19 protein-coding genes are annotated in these 21,104 nt (G+C 49.0%); 18 read left to right on the forward strand and 1 reads right to left on the reverse strand.

All coding sequences use genetic code 11. From position 1 onward, the window contains the following. Positions 1-3: 3 nt before the first annotated feature. From gatA to gatB, 3 genes are read left to right on the forward strand one after another with little or no spacing between them, the layout of a single operon-like run. Complete coding sequence (gene gatA, locus LG219_RS09860; RefSeq protein WP_226764316.1) at positions 4-1,446, forward strand: Asp-tRNA(Asn)/Glu-tRNA(Gln) amidotransferase subunit GatA; 1,443 nt, start codon at positions 4-6, stop codon at positions 1,444-1,446. 12 nt (positions 1,447-1,458) lie between these two features. Beyond that, entirely contained in the window at positions 1,459-2,022 is a 564-nt protein-coding gene (locus LG219_RS09865) for a Uma2 family endonuclease (RefSeq protein ID WP_226764317.1), read from the forward strand. A gap of 3 nt (positions 2,023-2,025) precedes the next feature. Then, positions 2,026-3,453, forward strand: coding sequence for an Asp-tRNA(Asn)/Glu-tRNA(Gln) amidotransferase subunit GatB (gene gatB / locus LG219_RS09870; protein WP_226764318.1), 1,428 nt, complete (start codon positions 2,026-2,028; stop codon positions 3,451-3,453). Between the two features lie 107 nt (positions 3,454-3,560). On the opposite strand, the gene LG219_RS09875 is transcribed toward gatB, so the two are convergent. Continuing rightward, complete coding sequence (locus LG219_RS09875) at positions 3,561-3,989, reverse strand: hypothetical protein (protein WP_226764319.1); 429 nt, start codon at positions 3,987-3,989, stop codon at positions 3,561-3,563. A gap of 1,185 nt (positions 3,990-5,174) precedes the next feature. Here LG219_RS09875 and LG219_RS09880 point away from each other — a divergent pair. From LG219_RS09880 to prfA, 15 genes are all read left to right on the forward strand, one after another. After that, positions 5,175-5,660, forward strand: a complete 486-nt coding sequence (locus LG219_RS09880; RefSeq protein ID WP_226764320.1) for an REP-associated tyrosine transposase — start codon at positions 5,175-5,177, stop codon at positions 5,658-5,660. A 38-nt stretch (positions 5,661-5,698) separates the two neighbouring features. Next, positions 5,699-5,932 carry a hypothetical protein gene (locus tag LG219_RS09885; RefSeq protein WP_226764321.1) on the forward strand — a complete coding sequence of 78 codons (234 nt, stop codon included), beginning with the start codon at positions 5,699-5,701 and terminating at the stop codon, positions 5,930-5,932. Between the two features lie 123 nt (positions 5,933-6,055). Continuing rightward, positions 6,056-7,138 (forward strand): mechanosensitive ion channel family protein, encoded by a 1,083-nt coding sequence (locus LG219_RS15290; RefSeq protein ID WP_226764322.1) that lies wholly within the window; start codon positions 6,056-6,058, stop codon positions 7,136-7,138. 280 nt (positions 7,139-7,418) lie between these two features. Continuing rightward, positions 7,419-7,922 carry a tellurite resistance TerB family protein gene (locus tag LG219_RS09895; RefSeq protein WP_226764323.1) on the forward strand — a complete coding sequence of 168 codons (504 nt, stop codon included), beginning with the start codon at positions 7,419-7,421 and terminating at the stop codon, positions 7,920-7,922. Positions 7,923-8,301: 379 nt separating this feature from the next. Then, positions 8,302-9,933 (forward strand): sensor histidine kinase, encoded by a 1,632-nt coding sequence (locus LG219_RS09900; protein WP_226764324.1) that lies wholly within the window; start codon positions 8,302-8,304, stop codon positions 9,931-9,933. A gap of 215 nt (positions 9,934-10,148) precedes the next feature. After that, positions 10,149-10,778, forward strand: coding sequence for a glutathione S-transferase family protein (locus tag LG219_RS09905; RefSeq protein WP_226764325.1), 630 nt, complete (start codon positions 10,149-10,151; stop codon positions 10,776-10,778). Positions 10,779-10,891: 113 nt separating this feature from the next. Next, complete coding sequence (dusB, locus tag LG219_RS09910; protein WP_226764326.1) at positions 10,892-11,905, forward strand: tRNA dihydrouridine synthase DusB; 1,014 nt, start codon at positions 10,892-10,894, stop codon at positions 11,903-11,905. A 54-nt stretch (positions 11,906-11,959) separates the two neighbouring features. Further along, on the forward strand, positions 11,960-12,199 hold the full coding sequence (locus LG219_RS09915) for a helix-turn-helix domain-containing protein (protein WP_173532493.1): 240 nt from the start codon (positions 11,960-11,962) through the stop codon (positions 12,197-12,199). A gap of 47 nt (positions 12,200-12,246) precedes the next feature. Next, positions 12,247-13,809, forward strand: coding sequence for a bifunctional phosphoribosylaminoimidazolecarboxamide formyltransferase/IMP cyclohydrolase (gene purH / locus LG219_RS09920; RefSeq protein WP_226764327.1), 1,563 nt, complete (start codon positions 12,247-12,249; stop codon positions 13,807-13,809). A gap of 260 nt (positions 13,810-14,069) precedes the next feature. Then, positions 14,070-14,621 (forward strand): lipid IV(A) palmitoyltransferase PagP, encoded by a 552-nt coding sequence (gene pagP, locus LG219_RS09925; protein ID WP_226764328.1) that lies wholly within the window; start codon positions 14,070-14,072, stop codon positions 14,619-14,621. Between the two features lie 23 nt (positions 14,622-14,644). After that, positions 14,645-15,919, forward strand: coding sequence for a phosphoribosylamine--glycine ligase (gene purD, locus LG219_RS09930; RefSeq protein WP_226764329.1), 1,275 nt, complete (start codon positions 14,645-14,647; stop codon positions 15,917-15,919). A gap of 235 nt (positions 15,920-16,154) precedes the next feature. Continuing rightward, complete coding sequence (locus LG219_RS09935; RefSeq protein WP_226764330.1) at positions 16,155-16,454, forward strand: FeoA family protein; 300 nt, start codon at positions 16,155-16,157, stop codon at positions 16,452-16,454. After that, positions 16,451-18,214: a ferrous iron transport protein B gene (gene feoB, locus LG219_RS09940; protein ID WP_226764331.1), complete on the forward strand. Its 1,764-nt coding sequence runs from the start codon at positions 16,451-16,453 to the stop codon at positions 18,212-18,214. Before LG219_RS09935 ends, feoB begins: the two co-directional genes overlap by 4 nt. An 80-nt stretch (positions 18,215-18,294) precedes the next feature. Then, complete coding sequence (gene hemA / locus LG219_RS09945) at positions 18,295-19,548, forward strand: glutamyl-tRNA reductase (RefSeq protein WP_226764332.1); 1,254 nt, start codon at positions 18,295-18,297, stop codon at positions 19,546-19,548. A gap of 393 nt (positions 19,549-19,941) precedes the next feature. Then, on the forward strand, positions 19,942-21,018 hold the full coding sequence (prfA, locus tag LG219_RS09950) for a peptide chain release factor 1 (RefSeq protein ID WP_226764333.1): 1,077 nt from the start codon (positions 19,942-19,944) through the stop codon (positions 21,016-21,018). The last annotated feature ends 86 nt before the right edge of the window (positions 21,019-21,104 follow it).

Raw genomic sequence — 21,104 nt, forward strand, 5'->3', positions numbered from 1 at the left:
AATATGCTAACCATCAAACAAATCATTGACCAACTCGCTAGCGGTGAAACCACCGCTGTCGCGTTGGCAACGCAGTATTTAGATCGCATCGCGGCGCATCAGCACCTCAATGCCTTTATTACCGTTGACCGTGAAAAAACGCTGGCGCAAGCCGCTGCTGCTGATGCGGCGCGTGCTGCGGGCGACACGCGCCCCTTGCTTGGGGTTCCTTTTGCACACAAAGATATTTTCTGCGCTGAAGGTTGGAAAACATCGTGTGGTAGCAAAATGCTCGACAACTTTATTGCGCCGTATTCGAGCAATGTGGTTGAGCGCTGCGATGCCGCCGGTTTGGTGACGCTCGGTCGCACCAATATGGATGAGTTTGCGATGGGCTCGTCCAATGAAAACAGCTTTTATGGCGCAGTTAAAAATCCTTGGGATTTAACCGCAGTACCTGGCGGCTCGTCAGGCGGTTCGGCAGCGGCAGTGGCAGCACGTTTAGTGCCAATGGCCACGGGCACCGATACCGGGGGCTCGATCAGACAGCCTGCGGCATTTTGCGGCATCACGGGGATTAAACCGACCTACGGTACGGTGAGTCGTTTTGGCATGATCGCTTACGCCAGCTCGCTCGATCAAGGCGGCGCAATGGCGCAAACAGCTGAAGATTGCGCGATTTTGCTCAATGTAATGACTGGCTTTGACGAGCGTGATTCAACCAGCTTGCAACAAGCGAGCGAGGACTACACTCGCGATTTAAACCAATCGTTAGCTGGGCTTAAAATCGGCCTGCCACGCGAATACTTCGCAGATGGTTTGGCTGACGACGTGCGTGCCGCGATTGACACTGCAGTGGCCGAATTCAAAAAACTCGGTGCCATCATTGTTGACGTGAGCTTGCCGAACACCAAAATGGCGATTCCAGCGTATTACGTCATCGCGCCAGCCGAAGCCTCGACCAATCTAAGCCGTTTTGACGGCGTGCGTTATGGTCACCGCGCTAGCGAGTACTCGGGCTTGAACGAAATGTACGAAAAAACTCGCGCCGAGGGTTTTGGCGATGAAGTCAAACGCCGCATTCTGACCGGCGCGTATGTTTTGAGCCACGGTTATTACGACGCTTACTACCTGCAAGCGCAAAAAATCCGCCGCATGATCGCCAACGATTTCCAAGCGGTATTTAAAGAATGCGACGTGTTGTTTAGCCCTGTTTCGCCAAGCACCGCGTGGAACTTAGGCGAAAAAACCGCCGATCCAGTGGCGATGTACCTCGAAGACATTTACACGCTGGGCGTTAACTTGGCCGGTTTGCCTGCCATGAGCGTCCCCGTTGGCTTTGGCAGCAACGGCCGTCCGGTTGGCATGCAAATCATCGGCAACTACGCCGGTGAAAGCCGCATGCTCGGCATGGCGCATCAATACCAGCAAGTGACTGACTGGCATACCAAGGCACCGCAACTTTAAACGGAGGTCGCAATGGCATTGACGCAAAGTGATTTTGTTTCGCCTGAGCAATATTTGGCGGAAGAACAATTACGGCAGGAACGACATGAATATTATGACGGACTAGTTTATGCGATGAGTGGCGGTAGCTATGCTCACAGCACGTTGGCGAGTAACTTTCAATTTCTACTCAAGTCACATTTAAAAGGCTCTGGATGCCGCGCCTCTAATAGTGATATGCGTTTACGCGTTGATGTGGCTAATTGTTGTTTTTACCCCGATGTATCGGTGCATTGCGGACAAGTAGAGGCGGCAATGCTTTCTTTGCCGTCGGCGCGGATTGTGGTTGAAGTATTGTCTCCGTCAACGGCGGCTTATGACCAAGGGCGAAAATTTGATATTTATCGCCAGCTCGCCGATTTGCAAGAATATGTACTCGTCGATTCTGAATCGCGGAATGTGCATGTATTTCACCGTGCTGACAATGGAGATTGGGTTTTTCACGGCTATAGCGGCAGTGAAATAATTCAGCTAGCCAGTATTGATTTTTCTGTGTCGTTGACTGATTTGTACGACGACACGGGCATTGAGGAATAAACCATGAAATGGGAAGTCGTCATCGGGCTAGAGGTTCACACTCAGCTCACCACAAAATCGAAAATTTTCTCACCGGCCAGCACGGCGTTTGGCGCTGCGCCGAATACGCAAACGGCGGTGGTCGATATCGCCTTGCCGGGCGCTTTGCCAGTGATGAACCGCGCCGCCGTTGAGCGCGCGATTCAGTTTGGTCTCGCCATCGGCGCGAACGTGAAGCGCCGTTCCGTGTTTGATCGTAAAAACTACTTTTACCCTGATTTGCCAAAAGGCTATCAAATTAGCCAAATGGACTTGCCGATTGTTGAAGGCGGCGTGATCACCATTCAAGTCGGTGACGAAGAGCGCAAAATCAACCTCACTCGTGCCCATTTAGAAGAAGATGCCGGCAAATCGCTGCACGAAGACTACCAAGGCATGACCGGCATCGACTTAAATCGCGCTGGTACACCCTTGCTCGAAATCGTCTCTGAACCAGAAATGCGCTCCAGTGCCGAAGCTGTGGCTTACGCCAAAGCATTGTACGAGTTGGTGACGTGGATCGGCATTTGCGACGGCAATATGTCGGAAGGCTCATTCCGTGTGGACGCTAACGTGTCGGTGCGCCCAGCTGGCCAAGTTGAGCTTGGCACGCGCCGCGAAATTAAGAATCTGAACTCGTTCAAATTCTTGCAGCAAGCGATTGATTACGAAATCCGCTGGCAAATCGAAACCATCGAAGACGGTGGCCGCGTGGTGCAAGGCACGGTGCTGTTCGATCCCGATAAGGGCGAAACGCGCATGATGCGCAGCAAAGAAGACGCGCACGATTACCGCTACTTCCCTGATCCAGATTTGCCACCACTGGTGATTAGTGAGGAATGGATCGCTCGGGTGCAAAGTGAATTGCCAGAATTACCAGTAGCAATGCAAGCGCGCTTTATCGAGAAGTACGGTATATCCGCCTACGACGCGCGGATGTTGACCTCCAGCAAGATACTGGCGTCTTACTTTGAAGCGACCGTGGCTGCCGGTGCGGATGCCAAGCTCGCTGCCAACTGGATCATGGGCGACATCTCGGCCACGCTGAACCGCGAAGAGAAAACCATTGCTGAATGCCCAATTTCCGCAGCCGCTTTGGGCGCGTTGATTGCTCGTATTTCGGACAACACCATCAACAATAAAACCGCCAAAGACGTGTTGAAGAAGATGTGGGAATCGGGCGACACCGCCGACATCATCATCGAGCGCGACGGCCTGAAACAAGAATCCGACACCGGTGCGATTGAAGCGATTGTCGATACCGTGTTGGCGGCCAATCCGAAAGCGATTGAAGAATATCGCAGCGGTAAAGAGAAGGCGCTCAATGCACTGGTCGGGCAAGTCATGAAAGGCTCCGGCGGCAAGGCCAATCCAGCGATGGCGTTGGAGATGTTGAAGAAGAAGGTGGGGTAGGTATCGTAATTTGTAGGTCGGATGAGTTGAAGGCGTTATCCGACTTATTCATTTAATTTTGTCGGATAACGCTTCGCTAGTTTAATTTACTTGTTGCAGTGTACGGGTTATCGTAGTGTCCCGTTTAATTTGCCACAATCGAAAGTTGATCGGTCAGTTATTTTGATAGCAATGCCTTTGCCTGTAGGGCGGGCCCAAGCAATCGCATTCATATCAGTTTTTGTTTCTAAATCCATAACAGCATCTGCACCGACTCGACGTGCTTCATTTGCCATAACCTTTAGCACTTCTGAGAAGCTTCCGTACCATCGCTTGCTTCCTTTTATTTCGCCAATAATTGTGTGAGGGATACTGCTTGGTATTGGAGCTATTAAAAAACAGACGGGTTCATTGTGCTGACTTGAAGCCTGGAGATCACCTGAACTTTTTGTATATGCACGTGCTGCGCATCCAGAAAGTGTCAATATGGTGATGCAGATGATTAATGAGCTAATTGTTGTGGCATGTATTCGATGGCGTTTTGTTTTAGAAGTCATTTATTTGGCCTTGGGTGAGAGCCGCTTTGCACGCGTAAGTGGCACATTAATTCATATCTAATACAGCTGGTGATTTGAGCCGTATTCTGGTGCGTAAATACTCTGCTGGATTGTCACACATCAGTCTTGTAGGCTGCAATGCCGTTAAGTTAATCTATGATTAATTTGTAAGTAATTTCTTATCTAGCTAAGTCTAATTTAATTGTAATTTGTAAGCGATAATTATTCCGAATCCGATACAATCGTAGCCCTGTAACTCGTAAGCCGCAATCGATCCGAATCGATGCAATTGTAGGGGGCAATGAGCATTAGCGAATTGCACCGGCTTTTGCGTCAATTGCACGGATCTGTATGCAAATTGCACAACGGGTGAATTGAACCGTGCAAGGCGACTGCTCCACGTTGGCTCGGCGCAATTCGCTTTGCTCATTGACGCCCTACGGTTTGGCGTTACTTTTACTGATGGTTTATAAGTCGCAATGATCTTTAACTCGTAAGCCACAATCGATCCGAATCGATGCAATTGTAGGGGGCAATGAGCATTAGCGAATTGCACCGGCTTTTGCGTCAATTGCACGGATCTGTATGCAAATTGCACAACGGGTGAATTGAATCGTGTGTTGTGGCTGCTCCACGGTTGTTCGGCGCAATTCGCTTTGCTCATTGTCGCCCTACTGTTTGGCGTTACTTTTACTGATGGTTTGTAAGTCGCAATGATCTTTAACTCGTAAGCCGCAATCGATCCGAATCGATGCAATCGTAGGGGGCAATGAGCGTTAGCGAATTGCACCGGCTTTTGCGTCAATTGCACGGATCTGCATGCCAATCGCGCAATGGGTGAATTGAATGGTGTGTTGTGGTTGCTCGATGGGTGCTCGGCGCAATTCGCTTTGCTCATTGACGCCCTACGGTTTGGCGTTACTTTTACGGATGGTTTGTAAGTCGCAATGATCTTTAACTCGTAAGCCACAATCGATCCGAATCGATGCAATTGTAGGGGGCAATGAGTGTTAGCGAATTGCACCGGCTTTTGCGTCAATTGCACGGATCTGTATGCAAATTGCACAATGGGTGAATTGAACCGTGCAAGGCGACTGCTCCACGTTGGCTCGGCGCAATTCGCTTTGCTCATTGACGCCCTACGTTTGGGATTGCTTTTACGAATTGGGTGGCGATACTGCGTGCATGCCTAATTATCACCGCGCATGGCTACCGGGTGGGACATGGTTTTTTACTGTGACCTTGCTGGAACGCCACAACAATTTTTTATTGGTGCAACACATCGATTTACTGCGTGAGGCGGTGGCCTATAAGCGGCAGAGACATCCATTTCGAATTCATGCGTGGGTGGTGTTGCCTGATCATCTGCACTGCATTCTTGAATTACCCGCCGGCGATACAGATTTTTCATTGCGCTGGCGATTAATTAAAGCCTATTTTTCTCGCAACCTACCCACTGATGAATGGCGAAATCCCGCTCGCGTGCGTCGTGGTGAGCGTGGTATTTGGCAGCGGCGCTTTTGGGAGCATTTGATCCGAGATGAGCGGGATTTTCAGAATCACATGGATTACATTCATTTCAATCCGGTTAAACATGGCTTGGTTGCTAATGTGCAAGACTGGCCATATTCGACCTTTCACGTCTTGGTGACGCAATCGAGTCACTCGTAAGCCGCAATCGATCCGAATCGATGTAATCGTAGGGGGCAATGAGCGTTAGCGAATTGCACCGGCTTTTGCGTAAATTGACCGATCTGCATGCCAATCGAGCAATGGGTGAATTGAATGGTGTGTTGTGGTTGCTCGACGGGTGCTCGGCGCAATTCGCTTTGCTCATTGACGCCCTACGCAGCTATACAAAAACCGCCCGATTGATTCTGGTGGTGTTGGCCGTGGTTTTGGGTGGGAATCCGTGGGCGTTGGGCAATCATCATTTATATTGACGAGGCGAGAGCGCGGTAATTTGGCGCAGACATTGCGGGTGTGCGATGCCACAGTACGCACTTTTGCCGCTGAGCATGCCAGCTTGGCGCGATTTAATTTTGATTGAATAAGGAAATCTGCCGGTGGACTCTTGGTTTACGCAACTTGATACGCTGTTGTTTGAAACGCCTGAAATCCATAGTGTGCTGTTGGCCATTTTGGTGATTGTTGCGGTGAATGCCTTGCTGGCTTATTTGCTGCGTCTGGTGACGCGGCTGGCGCACAAATCCAATACCCGCTGGGATGATGTGCTGGTGCATGCTGCTCGTCCGGCTTTGCGCAGCTTGGTTTGGGTGCTGGGGATTAGCTATATTTTGACGCTGATTCCACAGTATTTGCATGTCAATCTCGTCGGCTTAACGTCGCCATTACGCAGTGTCGGGGTGACGCTGTGCTTGGCTTGGTTCTTATTTCGCCTCATCGCGTTGACCAGCAAAAGCTTTTTGAGTGATCGCTATGAGCGCGGCGAAAGTGTCGACTCCACGACGGTCGATGCTTTATCTAAACTGGGTCGCTTAATCGTCGTGATTGCCACCGCGCTGAGCATTTTGCAGACACTCGGTTTTAGTGTCTCAGGCGTGCTCGCGGCGGGTGGGATTGGCGGTTTGGCAGTGGGTTTTGCCGCCAAAGATTTACTGGCCAATTTTTTTGGTGGCTTGACGATTTATTTGGATCGACCGTTTAGCGTCGGTGAATGGATTCGTTCGCCGGATAAGCAGATTGAAGGCACGGTAGAAAAAATTTCTTGGCGGCATACGCGGATTCGCGGGTTTAATAAAAACCCGATTTATGTGCCCAATGCGATCTTTACCACCATCGTGGTCGAAAATCCTTCGCGTATGACGCATCGCCGGATTCGCGAAACCATCGGTCTGCGTTATGACGATATTGCCCAAGTGCATAGCATCGTGAACCAGATTAAGCTGATGTTAGATGCGCATCCCGAGATTGATTCGACGCAAACTACCATCGTCAATTTCAATCAATTTGCCGCCTCATCGCTGGATATTATGTTGTATGCCTTCACCAAAACCACCGATTGGGTGCGTTTTCATGCGGTGAAACAAGATGTGTTATTGCAAATTGCCGCCATTATTGAGCAGCACCACGCCCAAATTGCGTTCCCAACGCGCACCGTGCATATTCAAGAGCCGCCAGAAGCTTAATGCTGCCAATGAGATGGATTAGCGCTGCGCTGATTTCATCCGACCACGCTCCAACCGCTCGACTGAATTCGAGCGGTTTTTTGATGTGCGGCTGCAAGCCACTTGTTGTGCTTATCGATGTATTGGCTTCTAGCGTACAGAATTCAAAAGCTGCATTGAAATACCCTATAAATTTTGTTCAATAGATCGCTGTCGGTGTGGAACTCATTGCTGAGCGTGAGGTCTGAATGAGCTGAGATCAGCCGTACTATTTTATTGATTCATAAAAAGGGGAATTGAGATGGGTTTGTTTGATATGTTCAAGAGCGACACTAGCACGACGATGAGTCCACATTTCGCTTTTGCGACGGGCTTGCTGTATATGATGTCGGCCGATGGCGAGATGGATAATGAAGAAGTCGGCCATTTGCTATCGGTATTGGGCGGCGAAAAATCAAGCAGTGGTGCAATTGGTGTTGGCGCGCAAAATCGTCAATTGCTCGATCGGGCTTTGGCGTATCGTCAAAAAAATTCGATTGATACCTTCTTGGCCGAAGCGACGCCGGTATTAACCGACGCGCAAAAAATGTGCATTTTGATGAATCTGCTCGATTCAGCATTCTCGGACGGCGAAGCCGAGCCAGAAGAACAAGCTTTGTTTGCCAAGATTCAAGCGGCATTTGGCATTAGCGATGAGCGTTTTAAACCGTTTTTCCAAGTGTTAATGGTGAAAAACGACCGCGCCGTGTTTGTAAACAAAGATCATCCCAGCAATCAAGCCGGCTATACCGTGCAACTGAATTGATGCCAGACTAAATCGCAAAACAACCGCCAAATTATCGGCGGTTTTTTTACGCCTGTATTTTCATTCGCCGATCAATGGGTATATGCCGCCAAAGCATGTGCAATCAGTATTGGATATGAATACCCAGATGGATGATGGGAGGGCACAGGCTTATTGTATGGCGCAGTGAGGTGCAGAAACGGCGCTTTATTTCTTTCTGTTTCCTTTTGTATGTATATACATTTGCTTTTTAAATGAGTCAGCAAAGTGCTGGCAAATACATGATACTGATGGGGATGGCTCGGATGCTACGCAGCGTTTGTCGACGGTGCGATTTTGGGTCGAGTGGATATTGAGCATCGCAATGCAGGCAAAATAATGGTTTGGCTGGAGTCAAAGGATGAGGCAAGAGACAAAGCAACAGTTTAAAAAGCTAGAATGGTCGGCGATATTGGCGCTGCTGTGTGCGGTTTTGGCGGCTATTTTTGTTTATCTTAGCTATGTCACTTTGGCTGAACGGCAAGCGGCAACAGAGCGTCGCTATCAATCGTATTTATTGGCTGAGCAAATGCGTTTAAGCTCTGATCAATTAACGTTAATGGCCCGTGCTTATGCGGCGACCGGAAATACCAAGTTTTTGCAATTTTATAATCAAATTCTTGATATTCGAAACGGCATTCGTCCTAGACCAGAAAATTATCATCGGGTGTATTGGGATTTATTAATGCCCCATCAAGGCGTTCCGCCTTTTCCTGATGGTCAAACAGTGAGTTTGCGGCAATTATTTGATCAAAATGGTTTTACTGAGCAAGAATTACTTCAGTTGCACGCCGCGCAAGCCAGTTCGGATCAATTGGCTGATTTAGAAAAAAATGTGTTTAAATTGGTGGCGCAAAATAAACCCAAAACGGATGGCAATTATGTTACGCCAGCGGCAGTGAGTCAGCTCTATGGCGAAGCTTATTTGCAGGCGAAAAGCCAGATTATGTCGCGGGTTAATGAGTTTTATCATTTGCAAGAGGCTAGAAATGCCGCCAGTGTTGCTCATGCTGTCAATAAAAACAACCTGATGATTAGCTTTGCTATTTTGAGTTTTATTGGCTTGGTGATTAGCTCTCTATTTAATTTTAGAGTAAGAGCGCAATTTGCGGATCAATTTATTGGCGACCTACAAAATGAAGTCACCGAGCAAACAAATATTATCATCGAAAAGAATCAAGAATTAACGCATGCTTTTGATTTAATGGCCAAGGCGCAGAAAAATCTGATTGAAACAGAAAAAATGGCTTCCTTAGGCGCTTTAGTCGTTGGCGTGGCGCATGAAATTAATACGCCGGTTGGAATTTGCATTACAGCGACGAGTTATATGGAAGAAGAAAATAATGAATTAAGTAAAATGGTTTCTGATCAGTCATTGAAGAAGAAATCATTAGAAAACTACTTGGAAAAATTTGATCAAAGTATTAAATTGTCACTCAAAAATCTACATCGAATTGCGAGTATTATTAATAACTTTAAAGAAGTAGCGGTCGATCAGGATGTGGATGTTTTTTCTTCAATTGATTTAAAGGAAGATATTCAATACATGGTTGATGAGGTGATGTTGAGTAATCAGTATAATCAAAATCAAATTACAATTTATGTACATTGCGATGAACAATGGATTTGCCTGTGCTATCCCGGCGTTTTAATTAAAGTGTTAAGGCAGTTACTTAAAAACGCGTTGATTCATGCTTTTGATGCTGGCGCCAATGGCCAAATCGATGTGGTGGTGGCGAAAATAGAGCATTACTATCAAATTAGCGTGCAAGATAATGGCAAGGGAATGCAAGAGCTTGAGCAGCTTAAAATTTTTGATCCGTTTTATACCACCAAGCGCAATCAAGGCGGCATTGGTTTAGGCTTGCCGATTGTTTTTAATTTGGTAACGCAAAAATTAGGTGGCTCGATTCGTTGTACTTCGGTGGTTGGGCAGGGCACGTGTTTTCAAATAAAAATTCCAGTTGAGGGCAAATCGGTCGATCTTACTTAAGTATGGGTAGCAAAGTGTTATGAGAAGACGTTAGACCAGGCATCCTCGCCGCAGACCGTGCATTGAGTACAGTAGGACAAAACGCGACTAGAAAGACGGGGATTAAGGACTTTAGTGAGCGTCGCTTGTGACAAGCGAACGTGTTGGCGTGATTGAGGGCAGAGCCTGAATGATTGACTTCATTTGGGCTTTATTTATGGCGGATGGAGTTAGGTATGCAATTGGTGATTGGGAATAAAAATTACTCTTCATGGTCTTTGCGGCCGTGGCTGGGGATGAAAGTTGCGGGAATTAAATTTGACGAAGTGGCACATGATTTGTACGCGCCCAATGCCTTGGCGGCGCGCTTGCAGTTCTCGCCTAGCGGCAAAGTGCCGGTTTTAATCGATGGTGATCTGCATATTTGGGATAGCTTAGCGATTGCAGAATATTTGGCGGAACGTTATCCAGCGGCCAAATTATGGCCACAAGAGATCGTAGCGCGCGCTTATGCACGCTCGGTTTGCGCTGAAATGCACGCTGGATTTTCGGCTTTACGCACGATGTGTCCTATGGATGTGACTCAGAGACATTCGGTGGTGATGAACGATGCGCTGCAGGCGGATATTGATCGGGTATTGGCGATTTGGCATGATTGCCGCGCGCGGTTTGCTGGGCATGGCGAATTTTTGTTTGGGCATTTTTCTTGGGTGGATGCTTTTTTTGCGCCGGTGGTGACGCGCTTTGTAACTTACGGTATTTCTGTTCCTGCGCCATTAGATTTATACATGAATGCAGTGCTAGCCTTGCCATCAATGCAAGAATGGCGGGTTGAGGCGCGAGCAGCGTTAAGTCTTGCTGTATAGCTGGATTAGATCGGCAATCAGCGCCAAAAACAGCGGCTTTTCGCCGCTTTTTGTTGCCTATTTTTTAGGCACGATGTAGAATCCGCGCCTTCCCCTTGGATGATTTGAATGCCATGCAGATTGGCCCGTATCAGTTAAAAAATAATCTGATCGTTGCGCCCATGGCGGGAGTGACTGATCGTCCTTTTCGTCAATTGTGTAAGCAGTTTGGCGCTGGGCATGCGGTCTCCGAAATGATGACTAGCGATGTGGCTTTACGTTCAAGTCAAAAATCTTTGCTGCGCGCTAATTTTGACGGTGAACTGGCGCCAATTTCGGCGCAGATTGCCGGCTCAGATCCCAAAATGTTGGCCGAAGCGGCGCGGTTTCAAGTCGCCAATGGCGCGCAAATTGTCGATATCAATATGGGCTGCCCAGTCAAAAAGGTCTGCAATAAGCTGGCGGGTTCGGCTTTATTGCAAAACGAGCAATTGGTTGGCGATATTTTGGCTGCGGTGGTTAATGCCGTTGACGTGCCAGTCACGTTAAAAACCCGCTTGGGTTTTGCCAATGGCGCGGAGAATATTTTGCGCGTTGCCGAGCTGGCCGAGAACGCTGGGATTGCTGCGTTGGCGATTCATGGCCGCACGCGGGAAGACATGTATCACGGGCAGGCAAGGTATGACTTGATTCGCGCAGTCAAAGAATCGATTTCGATTCCGGTGATTGCCAATGGCGATATCGATAGTCCAGCCAAAGCGGCTTTGGTGCTCAAAGAAACCGGGGCTGATGCGATTATGATTGGCCGTGCGGCACAAGGCCGACCTTGGTTATTCCGTGAAATTGCGCATTTTTTGGCGACGGGAGAAACCTTACCGCCGCCCGAAGTGCTAGAAATTCACGGCGTATTGCTGGGGCATTTGGACGATTTATATGCGTTTTATGGTGAGTATTCCGGTTGCCGCATCGCCCGTAAGCATATTGCTTGGTATACCAAGGGTTTACATGGCAGTAATGAATTTAGGCAAACGATGTATGCCGAGGAAAGCACCGCTGGACAAGCGCTAGCGGTCGATACCTACTTAAAAAGCTTGCTCAATTTTGGCGAGCGATTGCAATACCGCAACACAGCGAACGAGTCAGAATAGCGTAACAGCTGTGTGATGAAGACAATAACGAACACCGAAAAATCGGGAGATTGAATGACTACCCCCACCGACTTGATTGCAACGGCAATTAATGAATCGCTCGCGCAGTATTTTAATGACCTTGATGGTGAGCCGCCGAGTGCATTGTATGAAATGGTTTTGGCTCGCATGGAAAAGCCGCTCTTGGTGAATGTGCTGCAGCGCGTTGAGGGTAATCAATCGCGCGCTTCAGAAATGCTTGGCATTAATCGCAATACCCTGCGTAAAAAATTACAAGCCTACGATTTGTTATAAATCGACCCCTGTGGGGTCTAGTTTCAATTCAAACAGAGGAAAGCATGATGAGCAAAATTACCCGTGCCTTGATCAGCGTATCGGATAAAACTGGTGTTTTAGCATTTGCCCAAGCCTTGCATCAGCAAGGTGTCGAGATTCTTTCGACGGGTGGCACAGCTAAATTATTCGCCGATCACGGTCTACCCGTGATTGAAGTTGCCGATTACACCGGCTTTCCTGAAATGCTCGATGGCCGCGTGAAGACTTTGCATCCAAAAATCCACGGTGGCATTTTAGGCCGTCGTGATTTAGACGCGCATGTGGCCACGATGGGCGAGCATGGCATTGGTAATATTGATTTAGTCTGCGTGAATCTGTATCCGTTTGAAGCTACGATTGCCAAACCCGATTGCAGCTATGAAGACGCGATTGAAAACATCGACATCGGTGGCCCAGCCATGGTGCGCTCAGCCGCCAAAAACCACGCGCACGTGGCGATTGTCACTGATGCGGCGGACTACGATTTATTGATCGAAGAAATGCAAGCTAACGGCGGCGCATTGGCTTTGGCAACGCGCAAAAACTTGGCGAAAAAAGCCTTTAGCCATACTGCCGCGTATGACGGCGCGATTTCAAATTACCTGACGGCATTGACTACCGACGGTGAAAAAGCGATTTACCCAACGCGCTTAAACTTGCAGTTCGAAAAAGTGCAAGACATGCGTTACGGCGAAAATCCACATCAATCAGCAGCGTTTTACCGTGATTTGGATCCAGCAGCAGGCAGCTTGGCCAATTACAAGCAGTACCAAGGTAAAGAATTGTCGTACAACAATATCGCCGATTCGGATGCCGCGTGGGAATGCGTGAAGCAATTTGCCGAACCAGCCTGTGTGATTGTAAAACACGCCAATCCTTGCGGCGTTGCCGTGGGTAAAGACAGCTATAGCGCATACCGCCTAGCCTTAGCGACCGATACCACCAGTGCCTTTGGCGGGATTATTGCTTTTAATAAAACCGTAGATGCCGATACCATTGAAGCGGTTTCGACGCAATTTTTGGAAGTATTGATTGCGCCAGCCTACACGGCAGAAGCATTGGCTTTGATCGCCAAAAAACAAAATGTACGTGTATTGGAAATCGCGATTGAAAACGGTGAAAACCGTTTTGATATCAAACGCGTTGGTGGCGGTCTGTTGGTGCAAACACCAGACGTTCACGCGCTTTTACTGAGCGATTTGAAAGTCGTTACCAAATTGCAACCGACGCCTGAACAGTTGAAAGATCTGTTGTTCGCGTGGAATGTGGCCAAGTTTGTTAAATCGAACGCGATTGTGTTCTGCAAAGGCGGCCAAACACTGGGCGTTGGCGCTGGCCAAATGAGCCGTGTGGATTCAACTAAAATTGCCGCGATTAAAGCGCGCAACGCTGGGTTGGAATTACGCGGTTCAGTCGCAGCGTCAGATGCTTTCTTCCCGTTCCGTGATGGCGTGGATGTGATTGCCGAAAACGGTGTGTCAGCCATTATTCAACCAGGCGGTAGCTTGCGCGATGAAGAAGTGATTGCGGCGGCCGACGAACACGGTATCGCAATGGTGATGACTGGCATTCGTCATTTCCGTCATTAATCAGCAAAGCCGCTGCGCTGTTGATGCACTGTAGCGGTGTCGTTAATTGGTCGCCATTAAATGGGCGACCAGAATACCCATAAAAAATATAAATAATAACAAGCGAATCAGTCGATTGATCAAAGCTTGCTGGCATCTGGATGTTGAGCCGTATTTTCGGTTATTACGCCTTGCCAGTTGGTTTTGCATCCATGTTGAACTCAGCTCGCATCTCACGGGAAGATGAAAAACATTTTTAACTCTTCGAATGATTCAAAATAATGACATTTAAAAAAATATGGGCAATGTGTATCGGGCTATTGTTCGCTGCCAATGTATCGGCAGCCGATTGTGCTAACTGGTGGCTGTTTGATAAGGCTTGCGCCAATATCAGCAGCATCTGGGATGAGGGCGAAACGGGTTTGTTGGTGTCTGGCTACGCTTGGCATAATCGCAGCACCTATGATCGAGATAAAATCGATAACTATAACGAATTGGCGTATGGCGGCGGTCTTAGCTTGTATCGCAGCTTACCCAATAATAATGAAGAAATGATTTATGCGATGATGTTTTCTGATTCGCATAGCAAGCCTGAGACCCATATCGGCTATGCCTATATGTGGTATTGGAATGTCTTAGGTCCACTCAAAGCGGGGGCGGGTTTGACTGCGGGTTTGTTCTCGCGCAGTGATATCGGCAGTTATGTCCCGCTGCCTTTTGCCTTGCCTTTAGTTGCGCTGAAATATGACAAAGTTAATCTGTATGCGACTTATATTCCGGGTAGTAGCAATAATGGCAATGTGTTGTTTATATTTTCCCGCTTTGATTACTAATCAGCGCTTGGAGTAAGAAAGAAATGAATATCCTCGTCATTGGCTCAGGTGGCCGTGAACATGCATTAGCTTGGAAATTAGCCCAATCTGAGCGCTCGACTAAAGTATTTGTCGCGCCAGGCAATGCAGGGACTGCACTCGAAAAAAATCTCACCAATGTCGCAATCACCGCTATTTCAGAATTGATTGAATTTGCTAAAGCGGAAAACATCCAGCTGACCGTCGTTGGTCCCGAAGCGCCGTTGTCGCAAGGGATTGTGGATGCGTTTCGTTTGGCTGGGCTCAAAATTTTTGGCCCAACTCAGGCAGGCGCTCAGCTTGAATCATCTAAAGATTTTGCTAAAGCCTTTATGCAGCGCCATGGCATTCCGACTGCCGATTACCAAACGTTTGCCGATGCTGCGGCAGCGCATGCCTATATCGACGCCAAAGGCGCGCCGATTGTGATTAAGGCTGATGGCTTAGCGGCGGGTAAAGGCGTGGTGGTCGCGATGGACTTGCTCGAAGCCCATGCGGCAGTGGATGCGATGTTGTCTGACAATCAATTTGGCGACGCGGGTGCCCGCGTGGTGATTGAAGAATTCCTCACCGGCGAAGAAGCCAGCTTTATCGTGATGGTCGATGGTAAAAACGTATTGGCGATGGCCTCCAGCCAAGACCACAAGCGTTTACTCGACGGCGATTTAGGCCCGAACACCGGCGGCATGGGTGCGTATAGCCCCGCGCCAGTGGTCACGCCAGAAATCAACGCACGCGCAATGCGTGAGGTGATTTTGCCAACGGTGCAAGGCATGGCCAAAGACGGCATCGAATACACCGGGTTTTTGTACGCCGGTTTAATGGTGAGCCCGGATGGTTCGCTCAAAACGCTGGAATTTAACTGCCGCTTTGGTGACCCAGAAACTCAGCCGATTATGCTGCGCCTGAAGTCGGACTTTGTGACTTTGTGCGAGCATGGCGTGAACGGCACGCTCGATCAAGTTGAATGCGAATGGGATCGTCGGGTGGCTTTGGGCGTGGTAATGGCTGCGGCCAATTACCCAGAAACACCGCGCAAAGGCGACGTGATTACCGGTTTGCCGAGTGATTTAGAAGACGGTCATGTGTTCCATGCCGGTACTACGCTCAATGCCGCGGGTGAGCCAATCACCAGTGGCGGCCGTGTATTGTGTGTTACCGCATTTGGTGAAAACTACAAAATGGCGCAAAAACGCGCGTATGAAATTTTGGCCGAGATTCATTTTGATGGCGCGCAATATCGTAATGATATTGCTTGGCGAGCGATTAATCGTAAATAAAGCATTGCGATCACTACAAAGTAAAAAGCGGCCTTGGCCGCTTTTTTTTACGCTATAAAATTGTTGCTTGTTACTCAAATAAATCGGTTTTATTCGCGTCGATGGCTGCGTAAGGTGTGATTGATTCTGGCGATAAAGCGAGGGTTAATCGCGCTTTATTTTTTGTTGCCAGCGGGTTTTGAATCGAGCTTTGTTGATCGGCATCAACGAGGAATCAGCAATACTGTGTGGTATTATGAATCATTCTCATTGCGGACTGGCGATTATGCGTTCTTTAGCTCAGCTTGATTTAAACCAACGTGCTTTGGTACAAACGATTGGCACTGATGTTGATTTGCTACCGCGATTGTCGGCGCTGGGTTTGCGTGAGCACAGTGAAGTCACGGTGATACGCCGAGGCTGGCTCGGTGGCCCTTTGCATTTGCGGGTGGGTAATACTGAATTTATGCTGCGCCGTGCCGATGCCGCGCGGATTCAAGTGATGCCGATTGCGTCAAGTGTTGCTGTGCTGGATCAAACTGAGGTTTTAGCATGAAGCGGGTGGCGCTGGTTGGGATGCCCAATACTGGAAAATCGACGTTATTTAATCGCCTGACTGGCGGCACTGCTCGCGTGGCCAATTGGCCGGGCTTAACGGTGGAATTGGCTTCCAGCCGAATTTTGCTCGGCGCCAATATGGTGCAAATTTTTGATTTGCCGGGGATTTACGATTTAATCGGCGGCGCAGAGGACGAGCATGTCGCCCAGCGCTTTTTGGCTGAAGCCAAGCTCGACGCCATTGTGCTGGTGCTCAATGCCACGCAACTCGATCGCCAGTTGGCCTTAGCGCTGCAGCTCAAAGCCTTAGGTGCGCCGTTACTAATTTGCCTCAATATGCAAGATGAAGCCAAACGCGCTGGTATTTCGATTGATTGCGATGTGCTGGCCCAAGCGCTGGGCTGCGCAGTGCAATTGATTAGCGCTAAATTGGGTACGGGCCTGAATGAAGCCAAGCAGCAATTAAATCAATTGATGTCGCACACCAGTGTGCAGCTTGATTTAGCCAATGTACCTGCAGCCAGCGCCATGCATGCGCAAGAAAAACGTCTGTTTCAAGCCGCAGTCCACCAGCCGCCGACGCTAGCGCTGGACACCACCGCACAAGTGGATCGTTTTGTGTTGCACCCTTGGTTGGGATTGCCGCTGTTTATCATCGTGATGTTCGGTTTGTTTCAACTCACTTTTGCCATCGGTACACCGTTGCAAGACACGATGGAAGCGGGATTAATTTGGTTCAAAGAAGGGTTCTTATTGCCCGCAACCCAAGCTTTACCAGCTTTTTGGCAAGGATTGATTGTCAATGGCTTGTTTGATGGCGTCACCACGGTACTGACTTTTGCGCCGATTATTTTCTTGTTTTTCTGCTTAATGTCAGTGATTGAAGATTCAGGTTATTTTGCCCGCGCCGCGTTTATGATGGATGGCATTATGAGTCGGATGGGGCTCGATGGTCGTGGCTTTGTGATGCTAATGATGGGCTTTGGCTGCAATGTGCCGGCGATTATGGGTACGCGAGTGATTCGCGACCATAAAGCGCGCTTACTGACGATGCTCACCATTCCTTTTTCATTGTGCTCGGCGCGCTTGCAGATTTTCTTGTTTTTGAGTGGCGCTTTGTTTAGTCCAGCCAATGCGCCATGGGTGTTGTTGTCGCTGTATATCATCAGTATTTTGATTGCGATGGGCACTGCGGTGTTGTTTCGCTCGCACTTTCAATCCAATGAGCCGTTTGCGCTGGAATTACCGCCTTATCGTTTGCCGTTGATGAGTCATATCTGGCGGCGGGGCTGGGGTGAGGCGCGCGACTTTTTGCGTTTAGCCAGCACCATGATCGTTATTGGGGTGGTGTTAGTGTGGTTGCTGACTAATTTCCCTAATCCACAACACAGTTATGCCTTGATGGTGTCGGATTTTTTCCAACCGGTATTGTCGCCCATTGGCATTGATTCGACCTTGTCGATTGCGCTGATCTTTGGTTTTGTTGCCAAAGAAGTCGTGCTTGGCGCTTTATCGGTGATTACTGGGCATGAGGGTACGGCGCTGGCAACACAGCTCGCGCACACGCTTGATCCGGTGTCGGCATATAGCTTTATGTTGTTTACGCTGACGTATATTCCTTGCGTTTCAGTGATTGCCGCGATGAAAAAAGAATCCAAATCGACGGCATTTACTGCGTTTTCGCTGGTGTGGTCTTTGGGTTTGGCGTGGACGATTTCTTTTGTTTTTTACCAATCAGCACGTCTGCTGAATTTTTAATCGCCTTCTACCCCTTTTGTATGGCGTGATTGGGGGGAATTCAGGGTAAAATGGCGGGTTTTGCAACCCGCTATTTTTTCATGAACCTGCTTGTTCTCGGCCTTAACTATCAAACTGCACCGCTTGCGGTACGGGAGCGGCTTAGCTTTAATCCCGATGAGTTGCCATCGGCACTGGCTGATTTGGTTGCGCTCAAGGGCGTTTTTGAAGCGGCGATTGTCTCCACCTGTAATCGAACCGAGCTGTATTGCCACGCTCGCGATATCGATCAAGTGATGTATTGGCTTGCAGACAACAGAAATCAAAGCGTTGATAGCATTACCTCCCATATGTATATCTATGAAGGTGAGGCTGCGGCGCGGCATGCTTATCGCGTGGTCTCCGGTTTGGACTCGATGGTGGTGGGTGAAACCCAAATTGTTGGGCAGTTTAAAGATGCCGAACGCTCAGCGCGTGATGCCGGCACCTTGGGCACCTTGCTCAATGGGGTGTTTCAGCGGGCTTTTTCCGTAGCCAAAGAAGTTCGCACGCGGACACAAATTGGTTCGTCATCGGTATCGATGGCCGCCGCTGCGGTGCGTTTGGCCGAGCGAATTTTTCCTTCGATTGCTGATTGCAAAGTGTTGTTTATTGGTGCCGGCGAAATGATTACGCTGTGTGCCACGCATTTTGTTGCGCAAAACCCCAAAAAAATCGCCATTGCCAATCGCACGCTCGAGCGCGGTCAAGCGCTAGCGCAGCAATTTAATGGCGAAGCGATGTTGTTGGCCGATTTGCCGGCCAGAATGGCCGAGTTTGACGTGGTGGTGACGTCCACTGCTGCGTCGTTGCCGATTGTGGGCAAGGGCATGGTGGAGCGCGCTTTAAAATCACGCCGCCATCGGCCGATTTTTATGGTCGATTTGGCCGTGCCACGCGATATAGAAAGCGAAGTGGCGGATTTAAACGACGTGTATTTATTTACCGTGGATGATTTAGCCGAGGTGGTACGGCAAGGCGTCGAGTCGCGCTCTTTGGCCGTGGAAAGTGCCGAAGCGATTATTAGCGAGCGTTTGAGCGACTTTACGACTTGGCTGGCTGGCCGCGCTTTGGTGCCAACGATTCGTGATTTGCGCGATCATTCTGAGCGCATTACCCGGACTGAAGTGGCCAAAGCGCAAAAACGCTTGGCCGCTGGTGCTGACCCAAGTAGCGTGATTGAGCAAATGGCGCAGCAAATGAATAATAAATTTTTGCACGCGCCGCTGGCTGCGCTCAATAGCGCTGCGGCTGATGAACAAGAAAGCTTGGTCAATTTAGTGCGTCGTTTATATCGATTGCAAGATATTGATTAAAAGCGGGGAGTTGGGAGTTGGGAGTTGGGAGTGGGGAGTGGGGAGTGGGGAGTGGGGAGTATATGAATATGGCCTTTAAGGCTTAAGGGTTATATTCATATACCTTCGTTTTGTATGGCCTTGGTAGCAAACTGTTGATTTGTGTTGATTGTATTTAGGCGCGGTATGGATTCGCGGTTGATCCTTTGAGGACGCGCCGCATTCCTGTTCTGGATGGGGATGATTGTGTCGGCGTGATACCTCGCTTTACCGCTGAGCCAGCCGCTTTCGTTTAAAAAACGAATGGGTTTATTCAAAACTTGCCTAAATCGACCCGAGTAAACTTTATATTTAGCAGTGGTTTGAGTTCTGCGAGATTTTAATCTTGCTGGTAACTCGCCTTATGGAAACCGCATGAAACCATCAATTCAAGCCAAATTATCGCAATTGGCCGACCGTTTAGAAGAAGTGAGCGCCTTATTGGCGTCTGAAGAAGCCACGCGCGATATGGATCAATATCGCAAATTAAACCGTGAATACAGCGAAATCACCCCCGTGGTTGAGCTGTGGCACGAATTTAATCGCATCAATGCCAATTTGGCCGATGCTGAGGCGATGCTGTCTGATCCGGAAATGGCTGAATTGGCCTTTGAGGAAATCAAAGACGGCAAAGTGCGTCTTGAGCAGCTCGACTACGATTTGCAAACCGCGCTACTGCCCAAAGACCCGAACGATGAGCGCAATATTTTCCTCGAGATTCGTGCTGGCACGGGTGGCGATGAGGCGGCGTTGTTTGCAGCGGATTTGTTCCGCATGTATAGCCGCTACGCCGAGCGCAATCGCTGGCAAGTTGAAATCATGTCGGTGAATGAATCTGAGCTTGGTGGTTACAAAGAAGTCATCGCGCGCATTGTTGGGCAAGGCGCGTATTCGCGACTGCGTTTTGAGTCCGGCGCGCACCGCGTACAGCGGGTCCCAGCGACGGAAACGCAAGGGCGGATTCATACCTCAGCGTGTACCGTGGCGGTGATGGCCGAAGCCGATGAGATGGAAGAAATCAACATCAATCCAGCCGATTTGCGCATTGATACTTACCGCGCCAGTGGGGCCGGTGGTCAACATATTAATAAAACCGACTCAGCCGTGCGCGTGGTGCATATTCCGACTGGCATTATTGTTGAGTGCCAAGACGATCGCTCGCAGCACAAAAACAAAGCGCGGGCGTTAGCGGTGCTGTCGGCGCGAATTAAAGACGCGCAAATGCAAGTAATCAACGCCAAAGAAGCTGCTGAGCGCAAATCGCTGATCGGCTCGGGCGACCGGTCGGAGCGCATCCGCACCTACAATTATCCGCAAGGCCGGATGACCGATCACCGCATTAATCTGACCTTATACAAGCTCGATTACATCATGGACGGTGATTTGACTGAATTAACGCAAGCCCTGATGAGCGAGCGCCAAGCCGAATTGCTGGCGCAACTGAGTGATTAGTCCAAAACCTTTCAACGCAGAGACGCAAAGGCGCAGAGGAAAAACAATTCAAATGGTTTTCTCTGCGCCTCTGCGTCTTTGCGTCA

This window comes from Deefgea salmonis (genome assembly GCF_020531905.1).
Lineage (GTDB): Bacteria > Pseudomonadota > Gammaproteobacteria > Burkholderiales > Chitinibacteraceae > Deefgea > Deefgea salmonis.